At 74.0% G+C, this 12694-nt stretch carries 12 protein-coding genes and 8 pseudogenes; 14 read left to right on the forward strand and 6 right to left on the reverse strand.

Annotated features, from left to right (window positions below):
* From KPL57_RS65465 to KPL57_RS65495, 8 genes and pseudogenes are all read left to right on the forward strand, one after another.
* Positions 1-333 (forward strand): annotated as a pseudogene (locus KPL57_RS65465) (hypothetical protein); the annotation flags it as partial.
* Positions 318-1007, forward strand: coding sequence for a hypothetical protein (locus KPL57_RS71660; RefSeq protein WP_226359494.1), 690 nt, complete (start codon positions 318-320; stop codon positions 1005-1007). The pseudogene KPL57_RS65465 and the gene KPL57_RS71660, both read left to right, overlap by 16 nt.
* A 22-nt stretch (positions 1008-1029) precedes the next feature.
* Positions 1030-1260, forward strand: a complete 231-nt coding sequence (locus KPL57_RS65475) for a hypothetical protein (protein WP_226359495.1) — start codon at positions 1030-1032, stop codon at positions 1258-1260.
* A 49-nt stretch (positions 1261-1309) separates the two neighbouring features.
* Positions 1310-1729: a glycosyltransferase gene (locus tag KPL57_RS73810; protein WP_374204004.1), complete on the forward strand. Its 420-nt coding sequence runs from the start codon at positions 1310-1312 to the stop codon at positions 1727-1729.
* Positions 1678-2142: pseudogene (locus KPL57_RS73815) on the forward strand (glycosyltransferase); the annotation flags it as partial. The gene KPL57_RS73810 and the pseudogene KPL57_RS73815, both read left to right, overlap by 52 nt.
* Entirely contained in the window at positions 2040-3026 is a 987-nt protein-coding gene (locus KPL57_RS73820) for a glycosyltransferase family 4 protein (RefSeq protein WP_374204005.1), read from the forward strand. The pseudogene KPL57_RS73815 and the gene KPL57_RS73820, both read left to right, overlap by 103 nt.
* Before the next feature lie 87 nt (positions 3027-3113).
* Positions 3114-3960: pseudogene (gene pdxS / locus KPL57_RS65490) on the forward strand (pyridoxal 5'-phosphate synthase lyase subunit PdxS).
* 1225 nt (positions 3961-5185) lie between these two features.
* A complete protein-coding gene (locus KPL57_RS65495) occupies positions 5186-6076 on the forward strand; it encodes a glycoside hydrolase family 16 protein (RefSeq protein ID WP_226359501.1) in 891 nt (296 codons plus the stop codon).
* Here the strand turns inward: KPL57_RS65495 and KPL57_RS65500 are convergent.
* Positions 6033-6593, reverse strand: a complete 561-nt coding sequence (locus KPL57_RS65500) for a helix-turn-helix domain-containing protein (protein WP_226359497.1) — start codon at positions 6591-6593, stop codon at positions 6033-6035. The genes KPL57_RS65495 and KPL57_RS65500 overlap by 44 nt on opposite strands.
* 54 nt (positions 6594-6647) lie before the next feature.
* Between KPL57_RS65500 and KPL57_RS69170 the strand changes: the two genes are divergently transcribed.
* The 6 genes and pseudogenes from KPL57_RS69170 (at position 6648) to KPL57_RS65525 (ending at position 9146) form a co-directional block, all read left to right on the forward strand.
* Positions 6648-6773 carry a hypothetical protein gene (locus KPL57_RS69170; RefSeq protein ID WP_264200147.1) on the forward strand — a complete coding sequence of 42 codons (126 nt, stop codon included), beginning with the start codon at positions 6648-6650 and terminating at the stop codon, positions 6771-6773.
* 8 nt (positions 6774-6781) lie between these two features.
* Positions 6782-7045, forward strand: a pseudogene (locus KPL57_RS65505) (AzlC family ABC transporter permease); the annotation flags it as partial.
* 118 nt (positions 7046-7163) lie between these two features.
* Positions 7164-7322: a hypothetical protein gene (locus KPL57_RS65510; RefSeq protein ID WP_226359502.1), complete on the forward strand. Its 159-nt coding sequence runs from the start codon at positions 7164-7166 to the stop codon at positions 7320-7322.
* 354 nt (positions 7323-7676) lie between these two features.
* Positions 7677-7892 (forward strand): annotated as a pseudogene (locus tag KPL57_RS71665) (NAD(P)H-binding protein); the annotation flags it as partial.
* An 86-nt stretch (positions 7893-7978) separates the two neighbouring features.
* Positions 7979-8347: a hypothetical protein gene (locus KPL57_RS71670; protein WP_226359503.1), complete on the forward strand. Its 369-nt coding sequence runs from the start codon at positions 7979-7981 to the stop codon at positions 8345-8347.
* 337 nt (positions 8348-8684) lie between these two features.
* Positions 8685-9146, forward strand: coding sequence for a DUF2867 domain-containing protein (locus KPL57_RS65525; protein ID WP_226359498.1), 462 nt, complete (start codon positions 8685-8687; stop codon positions 9144-9146).
* 206 nt (positions 9147-9352) lie between these two features.
* Here KPL57_RS65525 and KPL57_RS65530 read toward each other — a convergent pair.
* The 5 genes and pseudogenes from KPL57_RS65530 to KPL57_RS65550 form a co-directional block, all read right to left on the reverse strand.
* A pseudogene (locus KPL57_RS65530) lies at positions 9353-10501 on the reverse strand (ABC transporter ATP-binding protein); the annotation flags it as partial.
* A gap of 42 nt (positions 10502-10543) precedes the next feature.
* A pseudogene (locus KPL57_RS65535) lies at positions 10544-11376 on the reverse strand (carbohydrate ABC transporter permease).
* A 103-nt stretch (positions 11377-11479) separates the two neighbouring features.
* Positions 11480-11659: pseudogene (locus KPL57_RS69180) on the reverse strand (ABC transporter permease); the annotation flags it as partial.
* Positions 11647-12198 carry a carbohydrate ABC transporter permease gene (locus KPL57_RS65545; protein ID WP_226359499.1) on the reverse strand — a complete coding sequence of 184 codons (552 nt, stop codon included), beginning with the start codon at positions 12196-12198 and terminating at the stop codon, positions 11647-11649. The gene KPL57_RS65545 and the pseudogene KPL57_RS69180, both read right to left, overlap by 13 nt.
* Positions 12199-12372: 174 nt before the next feature.
* The gene (locus KPL57_RS65550) at positions 12373-12540 is read right to left on the reverse strand and encodes a hypothetical protein (RefSeq protein WP_226359500.1); all 168 of its coding nucleotides are present in this window, start codon (positions 12538-12540) and stop codon (positions 12373-12375) included.
* Positions 12541-12694 lie beyond the last annotated feature (154 nt).

Here is a 12694-nt window from a genome sequence, read left to right on the forward strand (position 1 = left end):
TTCGTGCTCACCGACCTGATCGACGGCGCAATGGCCCGGTGCCCGCGGGCACGGCACCCCGTTCGGGGCGGTGCTCGACTCCACCTGCGACCGGATCGTCGACGGCGCCCTGTTCGCCGGCTCGCCTGGTGGGCGCTGACCGGCGGGGCCGAGCCCCTCGCCGGTGCCGCCGCGCTGGTGGCGCTGGTCGGCGGCCAGATCGTGTTCTACGTCAAGGCCCGCGCCGAGTCCGTCGGGCTCACCGCCGAGGGCGGTCTCGTCGAACGCGCCGACGGCTCATCCTCGGCCTGGTCGGGGCGTTCCTGTCCGGCGTCGGGGTGCCGTGGGCGCTGACCGTCACCCTCGTCGTGCTGGCGCTCGGGACGGCGGTGACCCTCGGCCAGCGGATCCTGGCGGTACGGCGGAGCTCCCGCGAGGCTCCCCGTGCCCTGACCTGCGGGACCGCACGGCCGCCGCGCTCGGCGCCGCCGGGTACGCGGCGGGCTGGACGGTCGGGGGGCGGACTGCCCGCGGGCGTCGTGGAGCGGGTGTTCGACGCGGGCGCCCGCGCTCGCGGTGCGCCGCGACGGCCGGGGGTGCGACGGCTGCGGCACAACCTGCGCCGGTCCCGCCCCGAGCGACCCCCGCCGAGCTCGACGCGCTGGTCGCCGCCGGGATGCGCAGCTACGCCCGCTACTGGCGGGAGGCGTTCGCGCTGCCCGGGCTCGACCCCGCCGCGGTGCACGCCGCGATGGCGCCCGCACGCCCACGGCGTCGCAGACGCACTCGCGGCCGTCCGGTCCGGGCGCGGGGTCGTGTTCGCCCTCCCGCACGCCGGCAACTGGGACCTGGCCGGGCTCTATCTGCTGCGCGAGCTCGACCGGCTCGGGCTCGAACCGGCGCTGACCACCGTCGTGCAGCGGCTGCGCCCGGAGCCGTTGTTCCGCCGGTTCCTCGCCTACCGGTCCGGGCTCGGGTTCGAGGTCGTGACCGCCGACGACCCCCGCACGGCGCACCGGGGGCGCTGACCGGGCGCTGCGCCGCGGCGGCGTGGTCTGCCTGGTCGCCGACCGCGACCTGTCCGGCACCGGCACCGAGGTGACCTTCCTCGGGGGGCCCGCCCGGCTGCCGTCCGGCCCGGCCGGCTCGCCCGGCTCACCGGTGCCGCGCTGCACCCGGCCTACCTACTTCACCGACGACGCCTGGGGCGTCGAGGTCGGCGCGCCGGTCCTGCCCGTCCCGACGCCGTCCAGCGCCTCGCCGACGCCTTCGGCGACATGATCGCCCGCCGTCCGTGGGACTGGCACATGCTCCAACCGGTCGGTCGGGGATGAGGATCGGGATCGTCTGCCCGTACTCCCTCGACGTCGCCGGGGGAGTGCAGCGCCACGTCCTGGACCTCGCCGCCGCGCTGCGCGGGCTCGGGCACACGGTCGAGGTCCTGGCCCCGGCGACCGGCACGGCGCCGGAGTTCGTCACCCCCCGCCGGACGGGCCGTCGGCGTCCCCTACAACGGCTCCGTCGCCCGCGTCGCGTTCGGCCCGATGACCCGCCACCGCACCCGGCGCTGGCTCGCCACGCACGACTTCGACGTGCTGCACGTGCACGAGCCGACGACCCCGTCGGTGTCGGCGCTGGCGCTGCTCGACGACCCGCGGGCCGGTCGTCGCGACCTTCCACACCTCCACCGAGCGGTCCCGGGCGCTCGCGGCGTTCGGACCCATGGCGCGGCCCCTGCTGGAACGGGTGACGGCGCGGATCGCGGTGTCGGCGACCGCGCGTCGGGTGCAGGTCGAGCGCCTGGGCGGGGACGCCACCGAGATCCCCAACGGCGTCGACGTCGCCCGTTTCGCCCACGGACCGGCGCTGGACCTGCCGCCCGCGGTGCGGGTCGGGTACGTCGGCCGCTTCGACGAGCCCCGCAAGGGCATGCCGTGGCTGCTGGCCGCGCTGCGCCGGGTCGTCGCCGACCGGCCGGACGTGCGGCTGCTCGTCGTCGGCCGCGGCGACGGCGACCGGCTGCTGCGCACCGCGGGCCCGGGCTGGCCGAGCGGATCGACCTGCTCGGGCCGGTCGACGAGGAGACCAAGGCCGCCGCGCTGCGCTCGGTCGCGGTGTTCTGCGCACCGCACCGCGGCGGGGAGAGCTTCGGGATGGTACTGACCGAGGCGATGGCCGCGGGCGCCCCGGTGCTGGCCGCGGACCTCGAGTCCTTCCGCGCCGTCCTCGACGACGGCCGCGCCGGCGCCCTGTTCCCGCCCGGCGACGACGCCGCCCTGGCCGCCGCGCTGACCCGCCTCCTCGACGACGACACCGCCCCGGGCCCGGCTCGCCGCCGCCGGTCGGGAACGGGTGCAGCGCTACGACTGGCCGGTCGTCGCCGGGGACGTGCTGCGCGTGTACCGGGCCGCGATCGCCGCCGCACCGCGGACCGCTGGTGCGCGGGGGCGCGCGGTGAGCACCGCCGTCGTCGCCGGGACGGCGGTCCTCGCGGCACTGCTGGTGGCGGCTCTCTCACCCTGTGGTGCGTGACACGGGTCCGACGCCTGCACCGGCTGCACGTGCGGGTCGACGCCGCCCGCGCCGGGCTCGCCGCGGCCCTGGACGCCAGGGCCCGGGTCGCGCTCTCGCCGTCGCCGACGCGCTCGGTCCCGCGCGCGCCACCGGAGCTGCGCCGGGCCGCCGTCGCCGCGCGTGCGCGCTGCCCGCCCCGCGCCGGACGGCCGCGACCCGGCCGGGAGCCGCGCCGCCCGCGAGGCCGCGGAGAACGCCCTGACCAGGCAGCTCGCCGCCGTCCGGCGGGGGCCGGGGAGCCCGCGCCCTGCGGCGACCTCGCCGAGGCGGAGGCGCTGGTCGTGCTGGCCCGCCGGGTGCACAACGACGCCGTCCGCGACACCCGTGCGTTGCGGTCCCGGCGGCTGGTCCGGATGCTGCGGTTGTACGGGACCGCACCGGAGCCGGTGTACTTCGAGATCGCCGATCCGGAACCGCCGCGTTCACCTGCGCGACCTCACGTAGAATCGCGACGCAGTCCGACCGTCATGTGAGGAGCTCCGATCACCCGTGTCCGCAGCTGAGAACACCCCCGACACCGCGGTCCGCACGCACACGGCACCGCGCGGGTGAAGCGCGGGATGGCCGAGATGCTGAAGGGCGGCGTGATCATGGACGTCGTCACCCCGGATCAGGCCAAGATCGCCGAGGACGCCGGGCCGTCGCCGTCATGGCCCCGAGCGCGTCCCGGCCGACATCCGTGCCAACGGCGGCGTGGCCCGCATGTCGGACCCGGACATGATCACCGGCATCGTCGAGGCCGTGTCCATCCCGGTCATGGCGAAGGCCCGCATCGGCCACTTCGTCGAGGCCCAGGTCCTGCAGTCACTGGGTGTGGACTACATCGACGAGTCCGAGGTGCTGACCCCGGCCGACGAGGCGCACCACATCGACAAGTGGAGATTCACCGCCCCCTTCGTCTGCGGCGCCACCAACCTCGGTGAGGCCCTGCGCCGCATCTCCGAGGGCGCGGCGATGATCCGCTCGAAGGGCGAGGCCGGCACCGGCAACGTCGTCGAGGCCACCCGGCACATGCGCTCGATCCGCGCCGAGATCGGCCGGCTCGCCTCGCTCGACGCCGCCGAGCTCTACATCGCGGCCAAGGAGCTGCGCGCGCCCGGTCGAGCTGGTCGCCGAGGTGGCCCGCACCGGGAAGCTGCCGGTCGTGCTGTTCACCGCCGGTGGCATCGCGACCCCGGCCGACGCCGCGATGATGATGCAGCTCGGCGCCGAGGGTGTGTTCGTCGGTTCCGGCATCTTCAAGTCCGGGGACCCGGCGCAGCGCGCGTCGGCGATCGTGAAGGCCACGACCTTCCACGACGACCCGAGATGATCGCGAAGGTCTCCCGCGGTCTCGGTGAGGCGATGGTGGGCATCAACATCGCCGACATCCCCGACGAGCAGCGTTACGCCGCTCGCGGCTGGTAAGCACCCCCCGCTCCGCCCCGAGAGCCCCGTCCGGCACGCCGCCGGACGGGGCTCTCGTCGTTCCGGGGACCACGGTCCGGTGACCCGATCGGTCCCCGGCCGCGTGGGTCGTCCGTTCCGGACACGTTCCGCGGTCGCTCGGTGGAGGGGTTGCCTACTCGATGTGGTGACAGAGGGGCTCGTGGTGACGCTGTGGCATCTAGCGTGCGATGTGGATCAGGAGACCACTGTTACGGAGGAGCCTGATGGGACGCTCTGTGAGGGTCGTGGCGATCGCCGCCGCGATGTTGATCAGTTTTCCGGCCGCGGCGTTCGCGGACACCGGAGACGGTCGAGCGGGTGCGACGACGACCGCGGACTGCCCCACGACGGGCGCCACCCCGGGCGGGGGAGCCGGTTCGGGTGGTCCGGTCACCGGCGGTGACGGAGATGCCGGGTCGGGGAAGCCCGACGCCTCCGCTGCCCCCGGGACGGGCGAGCCCGGGGGAGACGGTGCGTCCGGGAGCGGCTCGGTGACGACGGGGGATCGTCGGGGTCGGGTGGCTCGGGAGCGATGCGGGGTCCGGCTCGGGTGGTGACCGTGGCTCCGGCTCCGGCTCCGGCTCCGGCTCCGGCGGCTCGGGTTCGGGCTCCGGCGGAGACCAGGGGTCGGGTTCCGGTGGGGACTCCGGCAACACGACGTCGGGCACGGGCGACTCCGGCTCCGGCGACAGGGGTCCGGCGACGACACATCCCCGGGCGGTACGACGTCCCCGGGCGGCGACACCGGCTCCGGCGGCGACCAGGGTTCCGGCGGGGACCACGGATCGGACGGCGGCGCCACGGGCTCCGGTGGCGACTCCGGCTCCGGCGGCGACCAGGGAGCCGACCAGGGGTCCGGCGGCGGCTCCGGCAGCGGCAAGGGCTCCGGCAGCGACAAGGGCGCCGGAGACCAGAAGGGCGCCGGGGACCAGAAGGGCGCCGGAGACGACAAGAGCGCCGCAGACGACAAGGGCTCCGACCCGGCCTCGGGGCACGACACGACCTCGGGCGACGGCCAGGGCGGTTCGGCCGGCGACCAGGGCGATAAGAGTGACCAGGCCGGATCCGGCGGCGACCAGGGCGGAGAGCGGGGCTCACCCTCGGACACGACCTCGGCGACCGCGAACCCGGGCGCGGCGCCCGGCGGCGCCACGACCACCCCGACCGACACCTCGGCCCCCGGCGCGACCCCGGCCCCCGCGGACTGCGCCGCAGGCGCGGCCCCGGCAGGCCCTGCGGCCCCGGCGGTCCGTCCTATCCGGGTGCGGCGACCAGCGCCGCCGTCGAGCACGGCTGGGGCGAGCCCACCAAGGTCGACGACTTCAACGGCGACACCCTCACGGGCTGGAGCCCCTACGACGGCCCCGGCCACGCCGGAAAGGGGACCCGTTCCCCGTCGGCGATCTCGGTGAAGGACGGCGTGCTCACCATCGACGGCGACGCCGACGGCACCACCGGCGGCATGGCCTGGTCCGACAGCAGCCAGAAGTACGGCCGCTGGGAGGGCCGGGTGCGGGCGCCCGCGTCGGACCCGTCGTACAACGCGTTGCTGCTGCTCTGGCCGACCGCGGAGAACTTCCCGGTCGGCGGCGAGATCGACTTCATGGAGATGACCGACCACACCCGGCAGAAGACCAACCTGTTCCTGCACTACGGCGAGGACAACTCCCAGGTCCAGGGCTCGGTCGACATCGACGCGACCCAGTGGCACAACTGGGCGGTCGAGTGGACGCCGAAGGGCGTGACCGCCTTCGTCGACGGCAAGCAGTGGTGGCACACCGACGACACCTCCATCCTGCCTCCCGGGCCGATGCACCTGACCATCCAGCTCGACTGGTTCCCCAAGGGCGGCGGCGACGTGAAGCCCTCGGAGATGCAGGTCGACTGGGTCCGTCAGTACGCGCTGCCCGGGTCGGAGAAGGGCGAGGGCGGCTCGGGCAGCTCGGGCGGCAACGACGAGGGGCTCCTCGACGGACTGCTGCACCCGCATCACCGAGGGCGGTCCGGACCCCGAGCCCGGCTCGGCGACCCGCGGCGCGAGCGGCACCTGATCAGCGGTACTCCATCACCAGCACCGCGGTGGCCCCCGGGGTGAGCGCCCGGTAACTGTGCGGCCGGTCGGCGGGGAAGGTGACGTGGTCACCCGGGTCGAGCTCGACCTGCTCGTCGTCCGGCCCGGCGCTCCACCGGCCCGTGGACACCACCATGTGCTCGACGGTGCCGGGGGAGTGGGCGTCGGCCGTCCGCGCCGGCCCGGGTTCGCAGGTGATGAGGTGCAGGTCGCGGCGAGCGCCCGGCGGACAGGGCGACAGCAGTGCGCCGGTGTACGCGGCCTCCTCCGACCGGATCGCGGGACGGTCGGCGAAGCGCACCACCCGCAGCGGCGACGACGGCGGCTCCACCAGGGCGCTGAACGGCACTCCCGCGACCACGGCGATCGCCCACAGCGTCTCGACGCTCGGGTTGCCGGTGCCCGCCTCCAGCTGCGACAGCGTCGACTTCGCGATCCCCGCGCGCCGGGCCAGCTCGGCCGAGGAGATCCCGAGGCGTTCGCGCTCCCGGCGGATGGCCGCCGCGATCGTCGCGAGCGGCGGCTCAGGCGTTCGGTTCATCGTTCTCCTCGTTCGACTTGACGAACACAGGCGGTGTTGTTCACTGTATCGGGCATGCGTTCGATACAGCGAACGACCCGCGGGGACGTCCGCGATGCGCTCACCATCTCGGTGGCCGTCGCCGTCGTCGGGGTGTCCTTCGGCGCGCTCGCGCCGGCCGCCGGGCTGTCCCCGCCATGACGATGGCGATGTCGCTGCTGGTGTTCGCGGGCGGCGCCCAGCTCCTCGTCACCGGGGTGCTCGCCGCCGGCGGAGGCATGTGGGCCGCCGTCGCCGCGGGGCTGGTGCTCAACCTGCGGCACCTGCCGTTCGGCCTGGCGCTGGCCCGCCACCTGGGTGGGGGCTGGGCGCGGCTGCCCGCGGCCCACGTCGTCACCGACGAGTCGGCGGCGTTCGTGCTGGCCCGCACCGACGTCCCCGGGCGGGGGTGGCGTGCGTTCCGGATCCTCGGCGTTGTGAAGTACCTGTGCTGGCAGCTCGGCACCGCGGCCGGTCTCGTGCTCGGCGCGAGCGTGCCGGACCCGGGCGCGTTCGGCCTGGACGCGGCCTTCCCCGCCGCGATGCTGGGCGATGCTCGTCCCGATGCTGCGCCGGGTCGACGCCCGCCGGGTCGGTGCCGCCGCGGCAGCGGTCTCGCTGGCCTGCGCACCGTTCCTGCCGGCGGGGCTGCCCGTGCTGGCCGGCCTGCTCGGCGTCACCGCCGCCGGACGGACGGAGGAGCAGTCGTGACCGTCGCCGCCCTGCTCGTCCTCGCCGGCGGGACCTACCTCATGCGGCTGCTGCCGCTCGTCCTGCACGACCGGGTCGCCCTGTCACCGCGCACCGTCCGCCTCGCCTCGTCGAGCTGGGCGCGGTCGGGCTGCTCGTCGCCACCGGCACCTGGTTCGAGGGGGCCGGGTTCGCCGGCTGGGCCCGCCCGGCCGGGGTGGCCGTGGCCGCGGGTGCGCTGCTGCTGCGGATGCCGTTCGTGCTGGTCGTCGTCCTCGCCGCGGCGACGACGGCCGGGCTGCGCCTGGCCGGGATCGGCTGAGCCGGTCGTCACCCCGGCGCGCGCCCCGCGCCGGGGACCGCGAGGATCACCCCATGCTCGTGCTCGTCCTCGGTGCCACCGGCTACGTCGGGTCCCGGCTCGTCCCACGCCTGCTCGACGCCGGCCACGACGTGCGGGTGCTCGCCCGCACCCCGGCCAAGCTCGCCGCGCACCCGTGGGGCGACCTGGTCGACGTCGCCCGCGGCGACGCCCAGGACGCGGCCGACGTGCGCCGGGCCTGCGAGGGCGTCGACGCCGTCGTCCACCTGGTGCACGCGATGGACGGCCCCGGCTACGCCGCACGGGACCGCGCCGCCGCGCACGCCCTGGCCGACGACGGGCCGCCGCGGCCGGCGTGCGTCGCATCGTCTACCTGGGCGGACTGCAGCCCGCGGCCGGCACCCGGCGGGTGTCGCAGCACCTGTCCTCGCGCCGCGAGGTCGGCGACATCCTGCTCGCCGGCCCGGTGCCGACCGCGGTGCTGCGCGCCGGGATCGTCGTCGGGACCGGCTCGGCCAGCTTCGAGATGATCCGCCACCTCACCGAGACGGCGATGGGCGGTCCCCTGCTCCTGCCGCTGCCCGACCGGGCGTGGAACCGGATCCAGCCGATCGCCGTCGACGACGTGCTGTACGACATCGTCGGCTGCCTCGACCTGCCCGCCGAGGTGGACCGGGCGTTCGACGTCGGCGGCCCCGACGTGCACACCTACCGCGCTCCCTGATGAGCGAGTTCGCCGCCGAGGCCGGGGCTGCTGCGGCCGTTCCCGGTGCCCGTCCCGCTGTCCGCGCCGCGGCTCACCGCCCGCGCCGTCGCCGCGCTCACCCCGGTCGGCCGGGGCCTGGCCGAGCCGCTGGTCGAGTCGATGCGCCACGAGCTGGTGGCCGACCCCGACGACCTCGCGGCCCTCGACGTGCTCATCGGCACCCCGCCCGGCGGACGGACCCCGTACCGCACCGCGGTCCGCCGTGCCCTCGACGGCGTCGGCGCGGCCGGACCGGGGCCGTCCGACCCGCCCGGCACCGGTCCGCTGGAGTGGTCGACGACCGACACCCCGCGACGTGGCCGCCCCCGCCCACGCCGTCTGGTCGGTGATCGAGACGCTCGGCGGCCCGCACGGCTGGTACACCGTCCCGGGCGTCGCGACGCTGACCGGCCACCTCGACATCCTGGCCGGCGGGCCCGGCGTGGTCCCGCGGCGGCAGGGCGACGGCCCGGCCCGGCTCGTCCCGGGGGAGCCCCTGGACCGCTGGATCGTCGAGGCGGTCGAGCCGGCGCACCGGCTGGTGCTGCGGGCCGCCGACCGGCTGCCCGGCGACGCCCGGCTGGAGCTCGCCGTCGCCCCGACCGACCGGCTGACCAGCCGCTACACCCAGACCCTGCGGTTCGCCCCGCGCGGGATGGCCGGGCGGCTGGGGTGGCTGGCGGCCTACCCCTCGCAGCGCTTCGTGTTCGCGGTGATGGCCCGGACCCTGGCCGGGGTCGCCGAGACCCGCTACCGGCGCGAGGTCCGCGCCCTCTGACGCCCACGCCCCCCGCCCGCTGCTCCGCCGCATGGGGTGCTGCTGCGCCCGGGACGCGGGAGGCGGGTGCCGGGACGCGCGGTGCCGCACCCGCACGGGTGCGGCACCACGCGGCGCGTCAGCCCTGGCCGCGGGCCTGCGCCGACCTGCTCGGCGCGGTCCTCGGCCGCGAGCCGGGTCAGCTCGGCGCCGGCCTCGGGGTCGCGGGTGAGGTTCTCGCCCGACTCCGGGTCGAACACGTGGATCTTCCGCGCGTCCAGCCAGAACTCGGCGTCGCGGCCCTCCCGGATCCGGCTGTCGAGTCGATCGACACGATCGCCTGGGTGCGCAGCTGGTCGGCATCGAGCTCGCGGGACAGCTCCTTGAGCTTGGTCTCCACCTCGGCCGGGGCCTCGTAGGGGATGTAGGCGTACTGCGAGTCGCCCAGCCACTCGGTCACGTCGACCTTCGCGGTGAAGGTGGAGCCGACGTGCTTCTTCGCCTCGTCGACCAGGGAGGCGTCCTCGAAGTACTCCGGGCGGATCCCCACCAGCACCAGGTCGCGACCGGTGATCTTCTCGGCGCGCGCGGCGTCGAGCTCGATCGGACCGAACGGCGTCTCCAGTGTGCTCCCGGAGACCGTCGCGGGCAGGAAGTTCATCGGCGGCGACCCGATGAACCCGGCGACGAACAGGTTGACCGGCTGTTCGTAGAGCTCGCGCGGCGAGGCGACCTGCTGGATGACACCCTTGCGCAGCACGCAGACCCGTCGCCGAGGGTCATCGCCTCGGTCTGGTCGTGGGTGACGTAGACCGTGGTGATGCCGAGGCGGCGCTGCAGCCGGGCGATCTCGGTGCGCATCTGCCCGCGCAGCTTCGCGTCCAGGTTGGACAGCGGCTCGTCGAACAGGAACGCGTCGGCGTCGCGGACGATGGCGCGGCCCATCGCGACCCGCTGGCGCTGACCGCCGGACAGGTTCGCTGGCTTGCGCTGGAGGTGCTCCTGCAGCTCCAGGACCTTCGCCGCGGCGTCGACCTTCTGCCTGACCTCGTCCTCGGGTGCCTTGGCCAGGCGCAGCGGGAACGCGATGTTCTCGAAGACCGACAGGTGCGGGTAGAGCGCGTAGTTCTGGAACACCATCGACAGGTTGCGGTCCCGCGGGGCCTTGTCGTTGACCCGGTTGCCGGCGATGATCATGTCGCCGGAGGTGATGTCCTCCAGGCCGACGATCATCCGCAGCAGCGTCGACTTCCCGCAGCCGGACGGGCCGACGAGGATCATGAACTCGCCGTCGGCGATGTCCATGCTCACGTCGTTCACGGCCGGAAGCCGTCCCCGTACTTCTTGACGATGTTCTTCATCTCGATCGACGCCATGGCCGGTCGGTTCCTTTCCGTGTTGCGGAGCGGCAGGGCGTCTCAGCCCTTGACGGCGCCGTTGGTCAGACCGGCGACGATGCGCCGCTGGAAGATCAGGACGAGCACGACGACGGGGATGGTCACGATCACCGCGGCGGCGGCGATCGGGCCGTTGGGCGACTCGAACTGCGACGCTCCGGAGAACAGGCCCAGCGCGGCCGGGACCGGGCGGGACGCGCCGGTCGAGGTCAGCGAGATGCCGTAGGCGAAGTCGTTCCAGGCGATGAAGAACGCCAGGATCGCGGTGGTGAACACCCCGGGCGTCGCCAGCGGGACGATCACCTTGCGGAACGCCTGCCAGGTGGTGGCGCCGTCGACCTGGGCGGCCTGCTCCATCTCCCACGGGATCTCGCGGAAGAACGCCGACATGGTCCAGATCGACAGCGGCAGGGTCAGCGACAGGTAGGGGATGATCAGGCCGGGCCAGGTGTCGTAGAGCCCGATCTGGCGCCACAGGTTGAACAGCGGCGTCACGATCGAGATGACCGGGAAGATCGCCACCGCCAGCGCGGTGGACAGGATCAGCTTCTTGCCCCGGAAGTCGAGCCGGGCGATCGCGTAGGCGGCGAACATCGACAGCACGCACGCCAGGAACGTCGCGATGATGCAGATGCCGAAGGAGTTGCGCAGCGCGGGCAGGAACAGCTCGCCGCGTCGCCGACGAGGATCTGTTCGTAGTTGCTCCACGACACCGACGTCGGCAGGAACTGCTTGTTGGCGATGTCGTCGCTCGACTTCAGCGACAGCGACACGATCCAGCCCACCGGGAACAGGGCGTAGACGACGATCGCGATGCCGGCCACGATCCAGAGGATTCGCTCGCGGGTGGACATCACTTCTCCCCTCGGCCTGGGACAGGTCGACCTTGAACCCCTTGATGAAGCCGACGCAGATGATCACGACGGACAGGAACAGCAGGACCGACACCGCGGAGCCGAGCCCGATCTCGACCCGGGCGATGGTCTGGCGGTAGGCCAGGAACGACACCGTCTCGGTGTTTTTCGCCCCCGCCGTCATGACGAACACCGAGTCGAACACGCGGAACGCGTCCAGGGTCCGGAACAGCAGGGCGACCATGATCGCCGCCTTCATGTTCGGCAGCGTCACCTTCCACATCCGCTGCCACCAGGTCGCGCCGTCGACGCGGGCGGCCTCCTGCAGCACGTCGGGCCCTGGGCCAGACCCGCGAGCAGCAGCAGCGAGATGAACGGGGTGGTCTTCCAGATCTCGGCCAGGCAGATCACGAACAGCGACGAGCCGGTCGAGCCGAACCAGTCGGTGTCCGCCGAGACCCCGGGCAGCCAGTCGAACCAGGAGTTGACGAAGCCCGAGTCCAGGGAGAACGCGTACTGCCAGGAGAACGCCGACACGACCGTGATGACCGCGTACGGGATCAGGATCGCCGCGCGCAGGACCGGCCGGATCGCCTTCAGCGCGTTCATCATCACCAGCGCCAGCAGGAAGCCGAGCACCAGCTCGACCGCGACGGTGACCACGGTGATGAACACCGTGACGCCGAACGAGGTCCACCAGATCGAGTCGGTGAGGATGACCGCGTAGTTCTTCAGGCCGACGAACGAGATGTTCTCCGGGTCGGTCAGCCGGTAGTCGAACAGCGAGTAGTAGACGGCCTGGACGATCGGGTAGGCCGTCACCAGCAACATCACGGCGAACGCCGGGCCCGGCCAGGTACCAGCCGAGCTTCTGCTCGGCGCGGGCCCGGTCGCTGCCACCGCGCGGGGCGGGCGCCGCCCCCGCCGCGCGCGGGGCGCGCCGTGGTCGACTCCGTCGTCGTCACAGGAGCTCCTCCTTGGCCAGGACCGCCTTGATCAGCGCGGCGGTCGCGGGACCGACGGTCGGCGGGTCGATGCCCCGGTCGGGTGGTAGGTGCGCTGGATCGACTCGGAGACCTCGCTGTAGTACGGGGTCTGCGGTCGCGGCTTGGCCTGCTGCAGCGACTGGGCGATCGCCGGGGCCATCGGGAACTTCTTCACCACGTCCGGTCGGTGAACACCGAGATCCGGGCGGCCGGGTTGCCGTTGGTGAGGAAGTACTGCTTCTGGTTCTCGGTCGAGACGATGCACTCGGTGGCCCTTGTAGGCCAGGTCGACGTGATTGCTGACCGCGCCGCCGCCGAGGTTGATGCCACCG

Source organism: Pseudonocardia sp. ICBG601 (assembly GCF_020496245.1).

What these genes read in the sequence shown, in the direction of transcription:
- KPL57_RS73810 (WP_374204004.1), top strand. Translation starts at nt 1,310, where the DNA reads ATGAGGATCGGGATCGTCTGCCCGTACTCCCTCGACGTCGCCGGGGGA.
- KPL57_RS65500 (WP_226359497.1), bottom strand. Translation starts at nt 6,593, where the DNA reads ATGAACCGAACGCCTGAGCCGCCGCTCGCGACGATCGCGGCGGCCATC.
- KPL57_RS69170 (WP_264200147.1), top strand. Translation starts at nt 6,648, where the DNA reads ATGCGTTCGATACAGCGAACGACCCGCGGGGACGTCCGCGATGCGCTC.
- KPL57_RS65510 (WP_226359502.1), top strand. Translation starts at nt 7,164, where the DNA reads ATGCTCGTCCCGATGCTGCGCCGGGTCGACGCCCGCCGGGTCGGTGCC.